Origin of the sequence: Sinomicrobium pectinilyticum (genome assembly GCF_003725735.1) — a bacterium.
GTDB lineage: Bacteria > Bacteroidota > Bacteroidia > Flavobacteriales > Flavobacteriaceae > Sinomicrobium > Sinomicrobium pectinilyticum.
Genome location: NZ_RJTM01000081.1, coordinates 21,793 through 44,280, shown reverse-complemented (window position 1 = coordinate 44,280; position 22,488 = coordinate 21,793). Strand labels below are relative to the sequence as shown.

The window sequence follows — 22,488 nt, the reverse complement described above, 5'->3', positions numbered from 1 at the left end:
CATGATTTTCAGGACTTTAATTTTTAAAGCGTATGATGCAGGCTTAGTTGTAATTGCCCTTTATCCACAGTATTGGTGGACTGGCGCATATAACCCGCCTGTACTTTAAGGTTGTCCGTAATGCTGTACCCCAGCGCGGTATAAAGGCGGTTCCTGTCGAATATTTCTACCGTGTTGCCGTTGCCTGTCTCTTTTTGTCCGTTGATAAACAATTCGTTATAAAGGGCGATGTAAATTGCTCCCTTATTCAGGGAGACCTGGTTTACCGGGATATTCAGGAAGAGGTTATAGCGAAAGCGTGTACGGAAGTCCTGGCTTTCCACCCAGCGTTGTTCAAACCGGAAACGATGGGTGAGATAAAAACGGTCTGCCAGTTTATGGGGGAGCAGTGCCTCCTGGTATATTCTGCTTTCTTCACTGGTGCTATTGCTGTCGCCATATTCGCCGGAAAGGACATAGCCGTACCCGAGGGTAAATTTAACATTGGCTTTCTCCGGTTCGTAAGTGACACCGCCACGCAGGAGAAGTTGCTCCAGGTCGCCCATAATGTCCCAGTTCCTGTATTGCACATCCCCCTGAAAACCAAACCGGCTGTTTTTTAATGTCGTATTCCAGAAGTACATATACCAGGCTCCTGTTTCGTTTTCATTGACCTGCGCGAAGGTTGAGTCCGGGAAGAGAAAATATGCCGTTAGAACAAGGCAAAATGCTGCTTTTTTCATTGTTTTGAAACGTTTGTGAGTTTTAGAATAAATCAGATTAGGTGCGATGGGTAACAGGGAACGGTAATGGCGCTCTGCTTCACGGGGCCGTAAATGCCCGGGTACCGTATAGCGTTGTGTAATGGTCCCGAAAGAGATCCGGCGGTTTTCCGGAATGAAAAAAACAACTTTTTCAGGGATTTGAAACCGGGGAAACGGCTGTTATTAGTCCATTTCCCTCAGTTGTTTGAGCTTGGCCTTCCACAGTGCAAGTGTTTCCTTATGTTTGTCGATGTTTTTGTTTACCTCTCTTACAATAGGATTGGTCTCATCGGCATTGATGAACTGCAGGTTGTTTTCCAGTTGACGGATCTCACCTTTTACTTCATCTATCTTGCGGCGGATAAAGATCATTTCGTTATCGATCAGGTTATCCTGGTCGGAATTGGCCAGTTGTTCCAGCTTGTTCCCGTATTTAATAAGTTCTATGTCGCGTTTGGCAACGTCCAGTTTTTTAAAGAGGGCATCGATAATCTTGTTGAACTTGCTCTCTATGCTCCTTTTGTAATAGGGGACACGCCCGTAAGACCTCCATTGGGAGATAAATTCCTTGACTGTTTCCAGGTCGTCCTGGTGATCGCCGGTCAGCTGGAACTCCTTGAGTTCATCGAGTAAGGCTTCTTTGCCCTTGTAGGCTTCCATTTCATCTTTATTGCCTTCATCCCTGTGCTGGTGAAGCCTGTCGAAATAATGGTTGCAGGCTGCCTTGAATTCATTCCATATTTTGTCGGAATACTTACGTGGCACATGGCCTATCTTTTTCCAGTCGGACTGTATTTTCTTCATCAGCGGGGTTACCACTTCCCAGTCGTCACTGTCTTTGTTTTCCTGGGCTATTTTGATGAGTTCCTGTTTTTTGGCCAGGTTCTCGTGCTGATCTTTTTTGAGATTTTTGTAAAATTCGTTTTTGTTCCGGTTAAAGGTCCTCACTGCAGTTTTAAAGGCCGCCCACACTTCTTCATTAACCTTTCGCGGCACTCTTCCGGCGTTGAAAAAGGCTTCCCTGAGCGCTTCGATCTCCTTGATCTGTCTTTGCCACTGGTTATGAGAAGAGACTTTATTTTGCGCAATCGCATTGATTTGGGCAATAATTTCCTCCTTTTTCTGCAGGTTCTGTTCATGGATTTCATCCATGTTTTTAAAGTACTCCTGTCTTTTTTCGTGAATGACTTTGGTAGCTGCGCTGAAACGGTCCCATACGTCCTCACGGTGTTCCCGGTCTACGGGACCAATGTCTTCCTTCCATATTTTATGGAGCGATTGCAACTCCCTGAAAGCCGTATTTACGTCGGAGATCTCTGCGAGCTGTTCTGCCCTCGCGATCAGTTTTTCCTTTTCTTCCAGGTTGTGCCTGAAATCGAGGTCCCGAAGATCGCGGTTGATATCCAGGAAATCATAGAAGCGCTCTACATGATGCTGGTAGGTCCGCCATACGTCGTTGTAGTTGACCCTTGGGATAGGCCCGGCTACTTTCCAGCGGTCCTGGAGCTCTTTGAAATGTTTGTAGGTAGTATTGATGTTTTCCTCTACATTGATCAGGCCTTTTAATTCCTCGATGATCTCCAGTCGCTTATTGAGATTGCTTTTAAGGTTTTGCTCCAGGTTTTGATAATACTGGTTCCTTTTGTCCTTGTAATCTCCGTAAGCATTGAGAAATCTCTGCCTTACGGGCGGATTATACCGGAAGTCTATTTCATTGCCCCCGTCGTTGAGGAACTCTTCCTTCTTTTCTTCCAGAAGATCCTGGAATTTCAGGTCAAATTCGTATTTAATGCCATCCACATGCTCTTTTATGGCCTGTACCTTTTCTCTTTTGATAAGCTTTTCCAGTTCCTCGGCCAGTTTATCCAGGCTCATGGCATGATAATCCAGTATCGGGATGGAATGTCTCTTGGCGTTATCTTCGTCTTCGGCATCTTCGGCATTGGACTCATCTATTTCGTTCAGGACCTCTTCTTCATTTACCTCAATAGCGGCTGGGGTTGCCTGACCTGCATCGTTGTCTTCCACCTCTTCGGTTTTATGCTCTTCCGCCCCGGATTCCGTATCGGGAGCCGCCGTATTGTCCACGGCAATCTCTTTTTCCTCCCCTTCGGTCCGGCCGGTAGCAGCATTTTCCTCTGCCTGGTGCAGGTTGTTGTCTTTTTGGTCTAACATCTTAAAAATGTTTAAGGTTCATCATCACTTTAGAACGTGAAAGATACTAACTACTCTTAAAATAGCAAAACTTTTGATACTTTTAGAGAGGCTGTTTCTTAAAAAAATGGGAATTTTAAAAAACGGAGAAAACCCTGTTTTTTTCTCCCTGGGCGGAAATGCCGGTAGATTTCATGGCAAAACGGCAGGCCATACAGGGATTTACCGGTCAGAAGAATTCCATATTTCCCAGGCCTTTTCTGCCTGAAGCTGCAGCATGCGAAGTCCGTTGCTTGTAGTGGCGCCCCTTTCTTTTCCTTCTTTTAAAAAGGAAGTTTCCGCCGGATTGTAAATAAGGTCGTATAACAGGTGTTTCGGGGTAATGTAATCGTATGGGATTGCCGGTTTGCTTTCTATATCAGGGTAGGTGCCCAGAGGGGTACAGTTTATGATAACCGGGTTGTTTTTCATTGTTTTTTCGTCCAGGTCTTCATAGGATATTTGCCCTTCTTCGGGCTTCCTGGAAACAAACGTATGATCAATGCCGAGTTCTTTAAGGCTGAAGGCTACCGCCTTGGAAGCACCTCCCGTGCCAAGTATAAGGGCTTTGCCGTGCTCTTTTCGCAACAAGGGCTGCAGGGAGGCCTGGAAACCGTAGTAATCCGTATTGTACCCGGTAAGGCGATCTTTCTCGACCTTAATGACATTTACGGCACCTATCTCTTTTGCTTTATTGCTGAGCCCGGAAAGATAAGGTATTACCGCTTCCTTATAAGGGATAGTCACGTTACATCCCCTGAGGTCCGGGTGTTTGGTAAAGATAGACGGGAACTTTGTAATGTCCTGCAGGTCGAAGTTGACGTAGGAATGGTCTGTAAGTTGTAGTTTTTCAAATTTTTCCCGGAAATATACCTGGGAGAAAGAGTACGATATGTTTTTTCCGATAAGTCCGAATAGTGGCATATTTTTCTGTTTTTTGTGCGGAAGCCCTGTGGATATTGATGCGCTTTACGCTATGGCTGTCGAAGGCGGGGCTTCCCGGGAAATCATTATTTAATCCTTCTTGTGCGCCTTCCGTACCAGTCCAGGGACAGTACGATCAATACCCCAAATATAACAAAACCTATGGCTCCCCAGGTCTCCGGAAGTGAAAAATCGGGAATATAGCGCTGGTAGTTCTGGATGATCCGGTGTCCTTCACTGTCCAGGATGTATTTTCCGGCTTCGTCTATACGGAATATGGTCCTTTTCCACGGCCATACCACGCCCAGCGAACCGGTAATAAACCCTATTATGATGGCAGTGGTTATATTGCGGTAGTGTTTTAATACGTAATTGAGCAGATGGGACAAGGTTACCAGCCCGGTTGCCGATCCGAGGGTAAAAACTCCCAGGATAATAAGGGTATCAATGCGTTCCTGATTCCGGATGAAGGAAAAATCACCCTGAAAGATTTCTGCGAAAGTGTCGTACAGCGCATTGACCGAATCTACCAGCAGAAGTACATAATTTCCGAGGAGGATAAGGATAAAAGAACCGGACAGGCCCGGAAGTGTCATTCCGGAAACACTTATGATCCCGCAGAGGAAAACAAAGAAAAGGTTAGGGTTTTCCCTTGCCGGGCTCAGGAAGCTGATCGAGATTCCGGCTAAAAGCCCTATGATTGCGGAGAGGATGGTTTTCCGGGTCCAGTGAAACCCTTTGGAAATATAGTAGATGGAACCTATGATCATCCCGAAAAAGCTGGCCCAGACGTAAAGTTCTTTAAGGCCTATAAAATAATCGAGCAGCCTGGATACACTGAAGTAGCTGACGAGCATACCGAAGATCAGGAGCCCGAGAAACCTGCCGTTGATATAGCGGTAAAAAGAATTGAATCTGCCGTTGATAAGCAGTTTCAGCGCCTTGAGGTTGATTTTTTGAAGGGAGTAGATAAATTCTTCGTAAAAGCCGGCGACAAAGGCCACGATACCTCCGGATACCCCGGGCACCTTGTTGGCAGCGCCCATGGCAAGTCCTTTTATCACTAAAAAGATCCTGTCCCGGAGTGTTCTGGAACTATTCATTCGTTTTTTGTGCTTTTACGGCTATTTTCTCCAAAAGATATATGGTGAGGAATCCCGCAATGGCAACAAGGCATGCCAGTATTACCTGACTGTCTCCTTCGAACCGGAAAGGAGATATACTTCTTTGCAGTACGGGAACCTGTTCATTGTGTGAATTTACTCTCCACGAAAGGGTTTCTTTCCAGGGCCATATTTTGTTCAGGGACCCGACCATAAAGCCGGTCAGGAGAGCCAGGGTTGTATTCTTATAGTGCTTGAACATCCAGTTGAGGACGCCCGAAAACAGTTTGAGGCCCAGGATGGCTCCTATACCAAATGCAGCCAGTTTGGTAAAAGCCTGCTCCAGAAGTTGCATATCGGCACGAAATATCCCTTCACGGAGCTGATTTATAGTGTTGATAACAATTTCGTATGATCCCATGAGCAGCAGGATAAAGGCACCCGATATACCGGGAAGTATCATGGCTATAATGGCTACAAAACCTGACAAAAACAGGTAGAGGTATCCGTCCGGCGAACTTACGGGATGTGCAATGGTTACGTAATAGGATACGATCACCCCCAGCAGGGTGGCTGTTATAACCCTTGCGGACCACCGGGATATCTGCTTGCCTATGAAATAGATGCTGGCTATGACCAGGCCGAAAAAGAACGACCATACGGCTATGGGGTGGGTGTCGAGCAACCAGCTGATAAACCTTGCAAGGGAGAAGATGCTGATGGCGATACCTATAACAAGGGCCAGTAAAAAATTACCGTTAATATCGCTCCACATGGCCTTGAAACCACTTCGTTTCCAGATCTTCAGCGAGGACAGGTTGATCTTGTCGATAGAACCGATAAGTTCTTCATAAATCCCCGAAATAAATGCTATGGTACCTCCGGACACCCCGGGAACAACATCGGCGGCTCCCATAGCCATCCCTTTGAAAGTGATTATCAGGTAATCAAATAGCCTTCTTTGCATATTCTGTTCTTTGACGAACAAAAATAGACAATTTTAAATAGAAGCCTTTTTAAAATCTGTTATAAAATTCTTAACGGTCTTGCTGCTGAAAACTGTAGGAAACAGCTCTTCCATAATGATCCGGTCCTCGTAATTATCGGTCAGGGCATTCCTGAGGTGAAAACGTCCTTTACTGTAGTCGGACAAGGTAAAATAGAGCCCTGCGATACGGTATTCCAGGCAGGCTTCTTTAGGATAGAATTCAAGGGCCTGGAGCATAACGTGCACGGCGTTTTCAAATTCACCGATCTTTACGAGAATATCACACCAGGAAGTCCACGTTTCCAGTTCGTAGTTACCCAGTTCAATGGTTTTCTGGTACGAAATGTCTGCTTCCTCATAAAGGTGAAGTTCCTTGTTTATTTCGGCACAACGTTTCCAGTACGCTATATTTTCGCTATCAATGTTAAGGGCTTTGTTGATGTAGTATTTGGCTTTCTGGTAATTGTATTGTTTCAGGTAAAAATCGGTGATGGCTATCCATCCTTTGTCCAGTAACGGGTCTTCATGGACAGTTTTGTAATAGTACTGTTTGGCTACATTGTCATTACCCAGTTTTTCATGGCATTTTCCTATCCTGAGGTAAGCAAAGGAGGTAGGATCATCCAGGGTCAGGGTGAGTTCGTAGTTTTCAATGGCTTCGTTGTATCTTCCGAGTTTTTCCAGGACTTTGCCTTTTTCGAGGTAAGCTCCTATAAAGGTATCGTCGGAAATGATCGCAAAATCAAAGGCGGCAAGCGCTTCGTTAAGCATCTTCTTGTGGAAGAACTGTTTGCCTATCTGGTGCCAGCCCACTTCACTGTACGGATTGTCTTCCAGGTAAGTATTCAAATAGGTTATGGCGCCGTCATGATCCTCCAGGAAGTCAAAACAGTAGATGATATTATAAAGGGCGGAATAGTCTTCCGGGTCTTCTTCCAGGCATTTTATAAAACAATCCTTGGCTTCGGCATACTTGTCCAGGAAAAGATATTCCATACCTATGAGCGAATAGACATCCGCACTGTCCTCGGTATAGGCCAGGGCCTCTTTGAGGAGTTCAATGGCCATGACGTGATTGTCTTTCTTGGAATATATATTAGCCCGCTGAATGTATATTTCCTCGTTGGAGGTTTCGAGGGCCGCGAGTTCGTCCAGCATTTTTTCCGCTACTTCAAACCGGTTTTCAAAGATCAGTACTTCGATGAGCAGCAATTTCAAGGTGGTCGAAGTGGTGTGTTGTTCCAGTCCGATCTTTATGGCTTTTTTGGCCAGGGCCACTTTCCCTAAATCGAGATAGTGGTGGATAATGTCCTCAAAATCATCCGCATCAAAAAAATACACGTCATTTGTCTTGAGCATGGACTCGAATTTCGAAATGGGAAAGTTTCGGTCTTCGTTAGAACTAAATGGCATAAGCATGCTTTTTTAGGATTCTACGTTAATAAATTTAGGGTTTGCGGCCTTTATTTCCGGCAAATCCCCTTATTTGTTATCAACAAAGTAGTTAACATTAATCGTGCCATTGATCCAGGATGTCCAGGATAACGGAACACCCTTCACGTATTTCCGCTTCGGAAATGGTGAGGGGAGGGGTTATGCGTACTGCGTTCGGCTCAAAAAGTAACCAGAACATCAGTACGCCGCGTTTAAGGGATTCCAGGATGACATAATTGGTCATTTCCGCGCTTTCTGTCATTATGGCAAGCATCAGTCCTTTTCCGCGCACTTCCCTGATCCGCGGATGAACGAGTAATTCGCGAAACAGTTTTTCTTTTTCCAGGGTAGCTGCCATAAGGGAAGTTTCCGTTACTTCGCGTAATGTCGCCAGGCAGGCCGCCGCTATTACGGGATTTCCTCCAAAAGTTGTGACATGGCCCAGTTTTGGATTGTCCTTTAGCAGAGCCATCAGGGCCTTTGATGCCGTGAATGCACCAACAGGCATCCCTCCGCCCATGCCTTTACCCATGACCAGGATATCGGGAACAATTCCGAAGTGTTCAAAACCGAAAAGCTTCCCCGTTCTGCCGTATCCGGGTTGAATTTCATCAAGTATGAGCAGGGTCCCGGTTTCGTTGCACCGCATCCTGACTTTTTGCAGGTAATTATCGGAGGGGAGAATGAATCCCGCTCCGCCCTGTATGGTTTCCAGCAGGACGGCTGCTGTTCTTTCTGTGATATTCTCCAGGTCTTCTTCTTTATTGAACGTAATGAACCTGCTCCCCGGAATAAGGGGGCGAAAGGCCTGCCTGCGTTCTTCGTGGCCCATCACACTCATAGAACCCTGGGTGTTGCCGTGATAGGCATTCCGTGCAGCGATAATCTCGCTTCGTCCCGTAGCTTTTTTGGCCAGTTTCAGGGCGCCTTCTATGGCCTCGGTACCGGAGTTGACAAGGTAAGTAGTCTCCAGCGGAGCGGGAAGGTGCGATGCCAGTAACCTGGTGAGTTCCACTGCAGGTTTCTGGACAAATTCCCCGTAGACCATAACGTGCATATAGCTACCGGCCTGCTCTTTTACGGCTTCTACCACGCGGGGATGGCTGTGCCCCAGGGTGTTTGCGGAAACTCCTGCAACAAAATCCAGGTAAGCCTTGCCGGTAGTGTCGTAAATATAGCTGCCTCTGGCATGAGAAACTTCCAGGGCAAGAGGGTGAGGTGATGTTTGCGCCTGGTATTCAAAAAAATCCTGTTTCGTCATTGACATATTCCTATAGGTCTTCTTCATTTTTCTCCCCGGTGCTTTGTTGTCCGGATGACGGGGATGTAATATTCTGCTTTTCTTTCCTGCTAATGGAATCATTCCGCTCCGGAGGAATAATACTGTCCGGCTCCTTTTTTACCGGGATGCTGTCCGTTGCGGGGGTACCCGGTGTTGCGGACTTCAGGGAACCGGCTTGTGTGTTTCTGATGCTGTCCCTTTCTTCCGGGAGGTTGTCTGTGGCCGGTGTTACAGGTTGCCGGATACGGAGGGAGTCGGTCCCTTCGCCTTCCGTGGCAGTACTGTCTTTTTCAACAGGCGGTGTCACGGAGCTGGTGTCCCCGGCTTCCGGCGGAATGCTGTCCGTAACCTTGGCAGGTGGCGGCACTTCTTCCCGGGGAGGAAGTGCCGTCGGCTCCGTATCCATAGCCCTTCGGTATTCTTCTTCCTCGGCTTCGATAGCTATGGGATTGTCAATTCCCCGTATTTTTACAAGTTCGATATTGTTGTCGTCCTCATCGAAAATATCGTCCTTGCTCCGTATCATTTCATCTCCGTACCAGACAAAGCCCCGGAGTTTTCTGGCGTTTTCGGGAAGCTGGCTTTCCGGGTAGAGAACGGCATCGGGATTGATAAAATAGGAGATGTCCTGTATTTCGTTGTTCTCAATGGTAAATTGGATATTACCGCTGACATGCTTGTCAATACCGATCAGTTCGTTTTTATCGTTCCGGGTGTAGTAGATAGATTCCGCATTTTTGATTATATCCACTACCCGCAATTCGTTCTCCTCGAAGTAACCGAGCAGTTCTTTCCCTTTGATCTGGTTATAACCGTTTTCTGCCAGGGAATCTTTTTGTACGACAAAGGCATTGTCCCAGACACGAAGCGAATCGAGTTTTTCGGTTTCGGGGTCGGAAAGGAGGTTGATACTGTCTCCCGTCATCTGTGTTTTGCCCGACCATAATATGGGGCGGGTAATGAGCTGGGTGATCCCTGTTTTCTGATCGGAATGTATGGAATCGCACTTGCCGCTCAGGTCCGACTTGTAAAACCTGGCTTCGCGGAAAGCACGAATAATACGGTGTTCCGGTTTGCCGGTTACCATCAGGGTATCCCCGTGTATATATATGGAGTCCTGTTCTACCAGGTTTACGGCGACGGCCCTTTTGGTTATGAAAACGGAATCCTTCTCCTTGAACACTTCGGCATAATGTCCCTTGACGATCCCTTTATTAATGGTGTCCGTGATCTTTATGTTGTTTGTGGCGGAAGCGAAATTTTGTTTCTGGTTGAAATAGAGGCTATCCCCGTTGATAATCCGGTTATTGTAATCAACCCGGGAGTTCTTTACGAAATAGCCTTCTTCTTCTTCCGTTTTATAGAACCCTCTTTCGCAGTATATGGTGTAGTCTTCCCCGATAATAGTGGAGGGGCCATACATATAGGCATGCTTGGTAGTGGTGTAGTAATCCAGCCGCAGGGAATGCACTTCATATTCCGGGTTATCGATCTTTACATCGGTGACAAACTTGTATTTCTTGGGAGTAAGATAATAGCGCCCTTCCTGGCTGGTCAGTACATTGGTGGAATCCTTTACCCTGCCGAAAGAATTGTAATAAGCTTCCTGTGTGTTCCGGTCAAAATACAGCGTGTCCGTAGTCAGGGTCATATCCGTGTTCTGGAGCACTACATCCTCTTTGGCCAGTGCCAGTTTCGTATTTCCGTCATATTCTATATAACCGCTGTTTAGCTGTACCGTATCACCTTGTTGCAGAAAAACATTACCAAATGCTTTCAGGAGGTTTTCTTTCTGGTAAAATACGGCCAGGTCGCACCAGAGATCAATTCCTTCATGTTCGAACTGTACCTGCCGGTCATCGCGGCTGAAAATGGATGCCCCGGGATATTTCTGTTCATTCTGGTTGTATTCCCCGCTGTATACAATGTTGATCTTCTTCTTTTCCTGGGCTTGCACGGTCAGGGAAAGAAAAGCCAGAAGACAGTAAATTATTTTCTTAAAAGATACCGGCACGTTATGAAATTTATTTCAAAAATAGTTTTTTTGAAGAAGGGAATGGCGGATTTAAGAGGAATTTAATAGTGGTGGCAGGTAAATAAATTAATAAATTCCAGGTTACAAGTTACAGGTTGGTCTTATAACTTGTAACCTGCAACCTGTAACCTGTAACCTGCAATCCCTTACCTATAAATAGTCTGGGTCCTGTCGGGACCTACAGAGACGATCTTTACAGGTACTTCCAGGTTCTCTTCCAGGAAGGTGATATAATCCTGTAGCTCTTTCGGAAGTTCATCTGCCGAAGTCAGCCCGGTAAGGTCCTTATCCCATCCTTTTAATTCGGTATAGATGGGGGTCACGTTTTCTTTTTCTATCGAAAAAGGCATGTGTTCTATGGTTTGTCCGTTGTATTCGTATGCGGTACAAACTTTCAGCGTTTCGAATTTGGAAAGTACGTCGGCTTTCATCATCATAAGCTGGGTAACACCGTTTACCTGCACGGCATATTTCAACGCTACCAGGTCCAGCCATCCGCAACGGCGGGGACGCCCGGTAACTGCTCCGAATTCGTTTCCTATTTTGGCCATACGCTCTCCGTCCTCGTCAAAAAGCTCGGTAGGGAAGGGGCCGCTTCCCACACGGGTAGTATAGGCTTTGAATATCCCGTAGACCTCTCCTATGCGGTTTGGTCCTATTCCCAGTCCGGTACATGCCCCGGCAGCCGTGGTGTTTGACGAAGTAACAAAAGGGTAAGTCCCGAAGTCTATATCGAGCAGGGAACCCTGCGCGCCTTCGGCCAGGATCTTTTTGTTTTCTTTCAGCGACTTGTTCAGGTACTCTTCACTGTCTATGAAAGTAAGTTCTTTCAGTACTTTTACGGCTTCAAAAAACTCTGCTTCCATTTCCGGAAGGTTGTATTGAATATCCACGTTGTAATGGCGGATCATGGTTTCGTGCTTTTCCGCCAGTGCGCGGTACCGGGCCTCAAAAGTATCCAGTTCCAGGTCTCCCATACGCAGACCGTTCCTTCCGGTCTTGTCCATATATGTAGGGCCTATACCTTTTAATGTGGAACCTATCTTGGCCTTTCCCTTGGCAGCCTCGGAAGCAGCATCCAGGAGACGGTGCGTAGGCAGTATAAGGTGCGCCTTGCGCGAAAGGATGAGTTTGCTTTTGTAATCGATTTCGAATTTTTTAAGTCCTTCCAGCTCGCTTACCAGTACCACGGGGTCTATGACAACGCCGTTTCCTATAACATTGATGGCATTGGGGTGAAAAATACCGGAAGGTATGGTGCGCAATACGTGTTTGATTCCGTCAAATTCCAGTGTATGCCCTGCATTCGGGCCGCCCTGAAAGCGGGCTATGATGTCGTAATCTTTGGTGAGAACATCTACGATCTTGCCTTTTCCTTCGTCTCCCCACTGGAGCCCGAGTAGTAAATCTACTGCCATTGTCTTGTTCGTGTTTATCTTGTCTTTTCGTTAATACAATATACCGACCTCCATCAGGTAAAATAATGATATGGCCACGGAAAGTCCGCTTGTCCTGACAGAGCGTCTGTTTTCTGGTTTATGTCGTTACGGGTTTATGATTTTTCTTCTTCCCTGGTAGCGTAAAAATACAGGGAATGATTGTGTATTTTGATATTGAAAACTTCTTCTATCGTTTGTTTGATAGACTGGATACGCGGATCGCAGAACTCCATAACCTCACCGGTGTCCGTAAGTATGACATGATCGTGCTGCCTGTCAAAATACGATTTTTCGTAGTGTGCCTGGTTCTGGCCGAACTGGTGCTTTCTTGCCAGCCCGCATTCCAGAAGCAGCTCTATGGTATTGTACAGGGTAGCTCTGCTGACCCGGTAGTTCTTGTTCTTCATTTTAATATACAGCGACTCTATATCAAAATGATCCTCGCTGTCATATATTTCCTGGAGAATAGCGTAACGTTCCGGGGTTTTCCTGTGACCGTTGTCTTCCAGAAAACGGGTGAAGACATTTTTTACGATCTCCTGGTTCTTCTTAGTGGTTGTCTCATTTGTCATAACGAAGGACGTCAAAAAAATTAACACACAAACTTACATATTTTTTTTTCGTTCCTGCAACATTTTCGCGATTCTGAAAAATATGTAAATCCTTAATTTAAAATGTATAACGATGTAAAACAGCCCGTTTTAACGTTTTTCCATAAAAATGTAGTATAAACAAGTTAGCACCACATTTTCACAACGGGAATCCGTCCGGGAAAAACAGCCCGGGATGTTGTCCGTACAAAGATACGTAAAGATTTTGGTTTGGTACTATCCTTTCCTGTCCCGAAAGACGGGATAAGGTCTTGTGGTGCCGTTTGATTACAACCTGGATACCTTATCGATACCGTTTACTTTTTTCAGATTGTCGATGAGTTTTTTCAGGATGGTATTGTTTTTAACCACTACGGTGATCTTGCCCGAAAAGATACCGTCATTGGTATCGAAGTTGATATTCTTCATATTTACGTGCATGTTATTGGAGATCACCTTGGTGACATTATTCACCAGGCCCATATTGTCTATCCCGGAAAGGCTGAGCATAACCACGAATTCCTGCTGAGTGGAATCGACCCATTTGGCGGGAATGATCCGGTAAGCGTAGTTGGATTGCATGGCTATGGCATTCGGACAGTCTTTTTTATGTACTTTGATCCCTTCGTTTACCGTAATAAAACCGAAGACATCATCTCCCGGAATGGGATTGCAGCAACTGGCCAGTTTATAACTCAGTTTTTCCTCTTCTTTGCCGAAGACCAGCATGTCGTATTTGGCAGTTACCTCTTCTTTATCAAGGTCTTCCTGCGGCGGGGCGGAAGGAGTCTTCCGGATACGGTTCTTGAAAAAGTTGATAAAGGTATTGGTGCGGGAAGCTGCAAAATTCTTCAGCATCTGGTTGTCTATGGTGCCGATCCCCACGCGGAAGAACAGGTCCAGGCTGGTTTTCAGCTTGAAGTAGACCACCAGTTCGTTAACCACTTTTTCATTGAGGGTTATCTTCAGGTGTTTCAGCTTCCGGCGTAAAAGTTCTTTTCCTTCTTCGCCTATCTGTTTTTTGTCTTCCTTCAGGGAAGTTTTTATTTTGGAGCGTGCCCTGGCCGTAGTGGCATAGTCGAGCCAGTTGGCATTGGGTTTGGACTGCTCGGAGGTAATGATCTCTACCTGGTCACCGCTTTTCAGCTCATAGCTGAGCGGCACCAGCTTGCCGTTTACCCGGGCCCCTCTGGTACGCATACCTACCTCGGTATGGATATTAAAAGCAAAATCGAGCGCCGTGGCACCTTTGGGAAGGGACTTCAGTTCACCTTTCGGGGTAAAGACAAAGATCTCCTTGGAATACAGGTTGAGTTTGAATTCCTCGACAAAGTCCACAGCGTTGGAATTGGGATTTTCCAGTGCTTCCTGCAGCCGGTTGAGCCATACTTCTATGCCCTGTTCCTTCTGGTCCCCGTGTTTGTATTTAAAGTGTGCGGCATAACCTTTCTCCGCGATCTCGTGCATCCGTTCACTGCGTATCTGTACTTCCACCCAACGCCCTTTTGGTCCCATGACCGTAATGTGAAGGGCTTCATACCCGGTAGATTTCGGAGAGGATATCCAGTCGCGCAACCGGACGGGATTGGGACGGAAATGATCCGTGACTATGGAATATATTTTCCAGGCCAGGAATTTTTCGTTGGCCGAATCGGATTTATAAATAATACGTATGGCAAATTTATCGTAAACCTCATCGTAGCTCACATTCTGGACCTTCATTTTTCTCCGTATGGAGAAGATAGATTTCGGCCGTCCCTTGATCTGGTAGTTCAGTCCTTCTTTATCCAGGCTTTCGCTTATAACATCGGAAAAGGCAGTGATATAAGCCTGCTGCTCTTCCTTACTTTCTTCTACTTTACTCAGAATATCGTTATATACTTCCGGTTCCGTGTATTTCAACCCGAAGTCTTCCAGTTCGGTCTTGATGTTGTACAGGCCGATACGGTGGGCCAGGGGGGCATAGATGTACAGGGTTTCGGAGGCTATTTTCAATTGTTTGTGTTCCGGCATAGACTCCATTGTCTGCATGTTGTGCAGCCGGTCTGCAATTTTGATGATGATCACCCGTACATCATCGTTGAGCGTAAGCAGCATTTTACGGAAGTTTTCCGCCTGCAAGGATATATCCTTTTCCTTACTGAGATGCGATATCTTGGTAAGTCCGTCCACAATAAGGGCAATGGTTTCCCCGAACATTTTTTCGATATCATGGAGCGAATATTCCGTGTCTTCCACCACATCGTGAAGCAGGGCAGCCGCTATGGAAGTGGCATCCAGCCCTATTTCGGAAGCAACTATCTTGGCTACCGCAATGGGGTGGAAAATATAAGCTTCCCCGCTTTTACGCCGCTGATCTTTATGCGCATCAACAGCCGTATCAAACGCTTTCCGGATGAGTTTTTTATCTTCATCACTCAACGTCTGATAACTGATGCGAAGCAGTTCTTTATATTGCTTGGCAATCTCTTTGTTCTCTTTTTCCGTATCTATCACTACTGCCATAAAAGCACTTTCTTTTGTCGGTTACAAGATTTGTGTCCGGGCCTGCTCCCCGGATTTTCCGGGGGCCGTGGCTTTACATAAAGTTAATAAACTTTTACAAATAAACATCAAATTCCATGCCTTAAAAAAGAAGGGATGCCAATTTCTTTTCTGTTCATATAACCGGGCAGGTCATCCCCTGCTATTACAATGTTTTTTTGTTCCGGCATGTATATCGTCCGCATTCTCCTTTCGAAATCCGAAAACAAGGTTCAGTGTTTTCTCAGGTTCCGTATACGCTGCAATAAGGTGGGGTGGGAGTAGTGCATATTCACATAGGCGGCATGCGGGGTAAGGTTGCTCAGGTTGTTCCTGCTCAGTTTCTTGAGGGAGGTGATGAGGGGTTCGGCACCAAAGGTCTCTTTCGCATAGTTATCGGCCTGATATTCGAACTTCCTGGATATATAATTCATGATAAAGCCCGTTATTTCCGAAACCGGACTGTAAAGTATACCGAAGGCGATTAACCCGATATGAAAGCTTTGCTGGGATACCCCGAGGGCATAGGATAGCTCCGGTACATGGATGCAAAGCGAAAGAATATACAGGGTAAACCCCGTAAGCAATACGGATGCCAGGATATTAAATAAAATATGTTTTTTCTTATAATGTCCGACCTCATGGGCAAGGACGGCAACGATCTCTTCGGTGTCCAGGTCCCGGATCAGGGTATCGTATAGGGTGATCCTCTTCTGCCGGCCGAAACCGGAAAAATAGGCATTTGCTTTTGTAGACCTTTTGGAACCGTCTATGACAAATATTTTATCCGGAGTAAAATCTGCGGTAGAAGCGTATTTTTCTATGGCCGTTTTCAGTTCGCCGTCTTTGAGAGGGGTCTGTTTGTTAAACAGCGGAACAATGAGTTTGCTGTAAAATACATTCATAAATACCGTAAAAACGGCGATCGCACCCCAGGCATATAACCAGAAGGCTTTTCCGGCAAACTGGTAAAACCATATAATCAACGCCAGGACGCCGCCCCCCAGGACGGCTCCGATGATCCAACCTTTTAACTTGTCCAGGAAAAATGTCTTTTTGGTGGTTTTGTTAAAGCCGAATTTTTCTTCGATGACAAAAGTGTGATAGTAAGAGAAAGGTGTAGTGAGAATATCGCTGGCAAAAAATATAATGCCGAAGAATACCAGGGCTATCACAATTTCATTATCCGAGATGCCACGGGCTATCTGGTCTACATACTCAAAACCGTCGAGAAAAAAGAAAGTCAGGGTCAGTATGAGCGAAAAAAACGAAGAGACCTTTGAAAAGTTATAATTGGTCTTTTTATAAGCCTGTGACCTGGCGTATTCCTTATCGTCGTAAACGTCACTGAGTTCTTCGGGAACAGGATCACTGAAATGCTTGGCATTCAGGTAATCCAGTACCTGGTCTACAATAAAATCCAGTAATAATATACCGATGATAAGATAAAAAAGTGTGGTTGGAGTCATAAGTCTTTTGTTGATCTAATCCCGGACAAACTTCGGGAAAGTATGTGAAATAATCAAAGGGTCTCTTATGGCACTGAGAATACCTTCAGGAGAAATTACAGGAACCCTCTCTGCCTTTTTGCTTCGAATATCAGAATTGCCGCACTCACGGAAACATTCATGGAATCTATTTCTCCCTGCATGGGAATGATAATATTCCGGTCTGAATTCCGGAGCCATTCGTCGCTCAGTCCGGTAGCTTCAGTACCGACCACCAGGGCGGTCGCCCCGGTAAAATCCACCGTATGATAAGGGACCGACGCCGTAAGCGCAGCGCAACAGATCCTGATGTTATTTTTTTTCAGAAAACTGATAACCTCTTCCGTACTTCCCGTGGCAATCTGCCTGGTAAACACACATCCTACACTGGAACGAAGAATGTTAGGGTTATAGAGGTCGGTTTTCGGGTTGGCGATGATCACGGCATCTGCATTGGCCGCATCTGCGGTACGGAGAAGTGCTCCTATGTTTCCCGGTTTCTCCGGGGCCTCGGCCACAAGGATAAGCGGGTTCGCTTTGGTAAACGAAACCGCATTCAGCGTGTGTTCTTTATTTTCGGATATGGCCAGTACACCTTCGGTAGTTTCCCGGTAGGCCAGTTTCCGGTAGACTTCTTTGGAGATACTTATGAATTCCGCTTTGCGGGGGGTATTATCAAAAAGAGCTTCTATTTCGGCAGCCGGGCAGATATCTTCGTATATCAGCACCGGACCTGTCCGGTAATTTCCTTTTAAGGCCAGCGATAATTCCCGTTTTCCTTCCAGCACGAATAAACCCGAAGTTTTCCGGACTCTGGATTTTTCCTTGAGTTGAAGTACCTGTTTGACGATCGGGTTCTGAACACTGCTTATTGTTTTCAAGTCTGGACGTTTTGCCGCAAAAATACGAATCTTCTGTGTACTCATTAAGTGAAGTTAAAAATACCCCCGGCACCTGCCCTGATCAGTCGAAAGGCTAATTCCGGGTTTCAGGATATGAATTACAGGTTGCAAGTTACAAGTTGCAGGTTCGAGTTTGCGTCCTGAACCCTTCGGTACTTCGACTGTGCTCAGTGCAGGAAAACTCAGGATACCGCCGCCGGACGGGCAGGAACTAAAGCCGAAGAGTAAGTTGTGGGTTTTCAAAGCCAAAAACAGAGGTGGCTGAGTGTCCCGAACTACGTTCGGGATGTACCGAAGCCACCGGGCTTCAAATAACACAAGGCCGTCTTTCCGGGATAAGACGGCCCTGCAGTTCATCCGTACGGGCAGAGGTTAACGTCCGGCCTCATATTTGCCCATATAGCGTTTCCACAATTTGGTCTGGTGTGATTCCAGGCTTATTTCCCTGCCCTGGATAAAAGCATGGGAGAGAATGTTGGTACGCATATCCAGTGCATCTCCTTCGGAGATAAATAACGTGGCATCCTTTCCGGTTTCCAGGGTTCCGGAAAAGTCGTTTATGCCCAGTATCCTGGCATTGTTTTCCGTGATGATCTGTACGGCTTTCTCCTTGTCCAGTCCGTAGGCAGCAAAAGTACCGGCATAGAAAGGAAGGTTCCTGGTGTTCATACGTTCCATGGCCCCGCTCATTTCCAGGCCCACCAGAATGCCCTTATCCGATAACATTTTTGCCAGCATATACGGTTGTTTTACATTATCGTCTTCTCCGGAAGGAAGCCTGTGCGGCCGGCTAAGCAGCACGGGAATATTATTTTTAACCAGCAGGTCGGCCACTTTATGGGCTTCTCCGCCTCCTACGATAACAATGTTCCGTATACCGTTTTCTTTGGCAAAGTTGACGGCATCGGTAATTTCCTTTTCGCCGTCGGTATTTATATACAGTTTTTGAGAACCGTCAAAAAGTCCGGAAACCGCTTCGTAAGGAAGGTTTTTGGGAGCTTTATCTCCCTTCAGGTAGGCTTTGGCACCGGATATAAAGGTGGTGATCGCCTGTATTTCCTTCTCGTATTCTTTGTTTGGCTTAAACTCGCTTGGACCGCTGAAACCCCATCCCTCCGAACGGAAGGCATTGGGCCAGTGCATATGGATACCGTCGTCGGTTTTAATGGCAGCATCTTCCCAGTTCCAGGCATCCAGTTGTACTACCGAAGATGTCCCGGAAATAAGTCCCCCTCTGGGGGCAACCTGGGCCATCAGAATTCCGTTGGGCCGGCAGCTTTCCACAATTTTGGATTCTGCGTTATATGCAATAAGGCTCCTGACATGCGGAATCAGGTCACCCGTATCCGCCTGGTCATTACTTGCCCTTACCGCATCTACCTCTACCAGTCCGAGGGTAGAGTTGGCGGCAATAAATCCCGGGTACACGTGTTTGCCCGGGGCATTGATAACCTTGTTGTATTCCGAAGCAGAAACCCCCGATTGCGGTCCGGCATAACTAATCTTCCCGTCTTTAAATCCGATGGCACTGTCCTCTATGACATTACCGTTACCTATATGTGCCGTGGCACCCGTAATCAAAACGGATTCGGTTTGCTTTGCCGCCGGGGTTTGCTGTGCGGAAGTAACCGTACAGGAAAGCAGCAGGATGAAAAAAAAGATGTTTTTATGAATTTTCATGAGTAAATTTTTTACAGGTATATTTAATCTCTCCGGTACGCCCGGGGTGACGGCGTAATTTTATAAACCGTCCGGCCGGGCGGGGCAGAGGCCTTTTAAATTCCGTACACTTCCGTATCGCAGTGAAAATGTTTTTCTTCCTTCTGCTTCGGTGCCTGGGTTTTCATCCCTTTGTTTTTGGCTTCGATCATCTGGTTGATAAGCTTGTTCCTTTCCCGGGCAATGCTCGCCTGCATTTGTTTCATCGTTTCATAGTCGTAGTAAGGGACCCCTTCGATAAAGGTTTTTTCGGCAATAGCGTAAACGGATAGCGGGTGATCGCTCCAGAGGACGATGTCGGCGTCTTTTCCTTCTTTGATACTGCCTACCCGGTCGTCCAGGTGCAGCATTCTGGCCGGGTTGATGGTAACCATTTTCCAGGCTTCCTCTTCGGACACCCCGCCGTATTTTACGGTTTTACCCGCTTCCTGGTTAAGTCTTCTGGACATTTCGGCATCGTCGGAGTTGATGGCGACATTCAGTCCCTGGCTTTGCATAATGGCCGCGTTATAAGGAATGGCATCATTAACCTCATATTTGTATGCCCACCAGTCGGAGAAAGTGGAGGCACCGAGTACTCCGTGTTCCTTCATTTTATCCGCTACCTTATAGCCTTCGAGTATGTGGGTAAAAGTATTGACGGGAAAGTTAAATCTTTCCGCAACTTTCATGAGCATGTTAATCTCGCTCTGTACATAGGAGTGGCAGGTAATAAAGCGTTCTTTGTTAATGATCTCGGCAAGCGTTTCCATTTCATAGTCAAAACGGTACGGTTTTCCGCTTTTCTTTTTGGCATCGTATTCTTTAGCACGCTGGAAATAATCGGTATATACCTGTTCGACGCCCATTCTGGACTGTGGGAAACGTATGGTCTGCGTATCTCCCCAGTTCGACTGTTTTACATTTTCTCCCAGGGCAAACTTGATGAATTTGGGCGAGTTCCCGTAAATGAGCTTTTCTGCCGGGAGTCCCCATTTCAGCTTGATGATGGCAGATCTGCCTCCTATGGGATTGGCGGAACCGTGCAGTATCTGTATGGAAGTAACTCCTCCGGACAGGTTTCGGTAGATATTAATGTCGTCTGCATCTATAACATCTTCCATGATCACTTCCGCAGAAGAATTATGCCCTGCTTCGTTAATGGAAGCGGCCGCGATATGCGAATGTTCGTCTATGATCCCCGCGGTAAGGTGCTTTCCGGTGGCATCTATAACCGTGGCACCGCCGGCGGAAAGGTCTTTGCCTATACGGGATATTTTTCCGTTTTTAACAAGCACATCCGTATTTTCCAGTATGCCTTCCTCTTCACTGGTCCATACGGTGGCATTTTTAAAGAGGATGTTTTCCTGTTTCGGAAGTTCGGAAAATCCGTAGGCTTTATTAGGGAAAGTAACCGGGACTGCTTCCGGGACAAATTTTTCCTCTTTTTCCTTTTTCTCCTTTTCATCATAAGCTGATTTCCTGGTCGCGGTCCAGCTTCCTTCCGTACCGTTCGCCAGCAGGGCTTTCCCCCCAAACGTTTCCGGAGTGGTAACATGGCCCGAAAGTCTCAGGAAACCGGAGCCTTCCGTTTCGGGAGAAAAGAAAAGATTGAGCCATCCGTTTTCATAGGTTAATCTGGAACTCAGTTTTGTGGTGTCCGATTTCAGTTCCGGTTTAGGGGAAGCGGGTTCCCCGGTAATGTTCAGAGTATATGTTTTGCCTCCCGCATTCAGCGTATATTCACCCCGGATGTCTTTGATGTTCCTGTCCGTTATGGTGTATTTTTCCCCTAAGACCCAGTTTTCATAAAGGGTAGTCTCTTTGTCGAAGATATCTCCGGAAGTTATGAGAAAACTGGCATAACTCCCGTTGTTGAGGTTGCCTATGTCGCTCTTTCCAAGGAGCCCCGCAGGAACAGTGGTAAGGGCTTCCAAAGCTTTGGTTTTATCCAGTCCGTAATCGATGGCACGGAGCAGGTTTGTTTTAAAGTCCGCCGTTTTTTCGAGCCCCGAAAGTGTAAAAGCGAACGGCACCCCGTTTTTAGCGAGTGCGGCGGGGTTTCCGGGAACCTGGTTCCACAAGCGCATGTCCGCGAGAGATACTTTTCCGGCCTGGTAAGGATCGGTTACGTCATAGGCTTCCGGGAAATCGAGCGGAAGGATAAAACTGGCCCCCGTGGCTTTTATTTCCCGGATACGCTGATATTCGTCACCACCGCCTTTCAAGATGTATGCCAGGCCGAATTCCCCGGCGATCCCGGATGCCCGAAGGTCGTTCTGGTAACTACCCGCGTCAAATATCTGGGGAAGTGATTTGTTGGCGTTCAGCGCTTCGAGAGACATATCCCTGTTCTCTGCATTTCCTCCTGCATACCACTCCGCATCCTTGTACATCTGGCGGATAAGTGCCATGGCTCCCATGAGAGAAGTAGGATAATTCTGGGCGGAAGCGATGCTTTTGGCAAAAGAGAGGTGCTGGGCAGCTTTTTCGTCCAGGACACGCATATGATGAGTATCCAGGGAGTCCAGGGCCACGAGGACACTTGTTCCCCTTACGATACCGTCGGCCACATGGGCATTCACCGTTCCGAAACCGGCCCGGAGCAGTTCCCCGGCTTTTTTGGTGTCGAACGAAAATTTATCGAAGGCATTTTTTTCGGGCATGATATGGTCGTTCCAGTAAAAGCCTTTCCGGGAAGCATCGTATTGAGGCGAACGCCTGCCACGACCCGGTCTTGCCGGCTTTTGTATACCGAATTCGCTGTAAATATCAATAAAAGAAGGATAAATGTGTTTCCCCTCCAGGTCCACCACTATACTGTTAGCGGGTACGGAAACCCTGCTTCCGGCAGCAATAACCCTGCCCTTTTGAATAAGAAGAGTCCCGTTGTCGATAACCCGGGTGGGAGTGATGTAAATTTTCGCATTGGTAAATGCCGTGTAGTGGTGGTCTGTGGTTTTAACACCGTCATTCTTCGGAAAGTACTCCTGGGCGTAGATCGTAAACGAACACAGGAATACCAGTAGTAATACGGGTAGCCTTTTTCTCATAATGTATTTGAATTAGAGTTTAGTGGCTTAAAGTTAAGATAACCGTTAAAAAGCTATGGTTCGTTAAGGAAATTTTAACTTTTGTTGACTTCTT

15 protein-coding genes are annotated in these 22,488 nt (G+C 46.6%); all 15 read right to left on the bottom strand.

What is annotated here, in order from left to right; translation table 11 throughout:
- Positions 1-23: 23 nt before the first annotated feature.
- Entirely contained in the window at positions 24-722 is a 699-nt protein-coding gene (locus ED312_RS11445; protein ID WP_123216153.1) for a DUF2490 domain-containing protein, read from the bottom strand.
- A 204-nt stretch (positions 723-926) separates the two neighbouring features.
- Positions 927-2,918 (bottom strand): DUF349 domain-containing protein, encoded by a 1,992-nt coding sequence (locus tag ED312_RS11440; protein ID WP_123216152.1) that lies wholly within the window; start codon positions 2,916-2,918, stop codon positions 927-929.
- Between the two features lie 201 nt (positions 2,919-3,119).
- On the bottom strand, positions 3,120-3,860 hold the full coding sequence (locus tag ED312_RS11435; RefSeq protein WP_123216151.1) for a shikimate dehydrogenase family protein: 741 nt from the start codon (positions 3,858-3,860) through the stop codon (positions 3,120-3,122).
- A gap of 86 nt (positions 3,861-3,946) precedes the next feature.
- Entirely contained in the window at positions 3,947-4,963 is a 1,017-nt protein-coding gene (locus tag ED312_RS11430) for a DUF368 domain-containing protein (protein WP_123216150.1), read from the bottom strand.
- Positions 4,956-5,930 (bottom strand): DUF368 domain-containing protein, encoded by a 975-nt coding sequence (locus ED312_RS11425; RefSeq protein WP_123216162.1) that lies wholly within the window; start codon positions 5,928-5,930, stop codon positions 4,956-4,958. Before ED312_RS11425 ends, ED312_RS11430 begins: the two co-directional genes overlap by 8 nt.
- Before the next feature lie 33 nt (positions 5,931-5,963).
- Positions 5,964-7,364, bottom strand: coding sequence for a tetratricopeptide repeat protein (locus ED312_RS11420; RefSeq protein ID WP_123216149.1), 1,401 nt, complete (start codon positions 7,362-7,364; stop codon positions 5,964-5,966).
- Positions 7,365-7,461: 97 nt separating this feature from the next.
- Positions 7,462-8,673, bottom strand: a complete 1,212-nt coding sequence (locus tag ED312_RS11415) for an aspartate aminotransferase family protein (RefSeq protein WP_240643086.1) — start codon at positions 8,671-8,673, stop codon at positions 7,462-7,464.
- On the bottom strand, positions 8,657-10,681 hold the full coding sequence (locus tag ED312_RS11410; protein WP_123216148.1) for an OstA-like protein: 2,025 nt from the start codon (positions 10,679-10,681) through the stop codon (positions 8,657-8,659). Before ED312_RS11410 ends, ED312_RS11415 begins: the two co-directional genes overlap by 17 nt.
- A 167-nt stretch (positions 10,682-10,848) precedes the next feature.
- The gene (locus tag ED312_RS11405) at positions 10,849-12,120 is read right to left on the bottom strand and encodes an adenylosuccinate synthase (protein ID WP_123216147.1); all 1,272 of its coding nucleotides are present in this window, start codon (positions 12,118-12,120) and stop codon (positions 10,849-10,851) included.
- Between the two features lie 134 nt (positions 12,121-12,254).
- On the bottom strand, positions 12,255-12,713 hold the full coding sequence (locus tag ED312_RS11400) for a Fur family transcriptional regulator (protein ID WP_123216146.1): 459 nt from the start codon (positions 12,711-12,713) through the stop codon (positions 12,255-12,257).
- Between the two features lie 306 nt (positions 12,714-13,019).
- Positions 13,020-15,236, bottom strand: a complete 2,217-nt coding sequence (locus ED312_RS11395) for a RelA/SpoT family protein (RefSeq protein WP_123216145.1) — start codon at positions 15,234-15,236, stop codon at positions 13,020-13,022.
- A 251-nt stretch (positions 15,237-15,487) separates the two neighbouring features.
- Positions 15,488-16,723 carry a M48 family metallopeptidase gene (locus ED312_RS11390; RefSeq protein ID WP_123216144.1) on the bottom strand — a complete coding sequence of 412 codons (1,236 nt, stop codon included), beginning with the start codon at positions 16,721-16,723 and terminating at the stop codon, positions 15,488-15,490.
- Positions 16,724-16,818: 95 nt separating this feature from the next.
- Complete coding sequence (locus ED312_RS11385) at positions 16,819-17,622, bottom strand: TrmH family RNA methyltransferase (protein ID WP_394342862.1); 804 nt, start codon at positions 17,620-17,622, stop codon at positions 16,819-16,821.
- A 393-nt stretch (positions 17,623-18,015) separates the two neighbouring features.
- Positions 18,016-19,323, bottom strand: coding sequence for an amidohydrolase family protein (locus ED312_RS11380; RefSeq protein WP_123216142.1), 1,308 nt, complete (start codon positions 19,321-19,323; stop codon positions 18,016-18,018).
- Positions 19,324-19,418: 95 nt separating this feature from the next.
- Complete coding sequence (locus ED312_RS11375; protein ID WP_123216141.1) at positions 19,419-22,394, bottom strand: amidohydrolase family protein; 2,976 nt, start codon at positions 22,392-22,394, stop codon at positions 19,419-19,421.
- Positions 22,395-22,488: the final 94 nt, after the last annotated feature.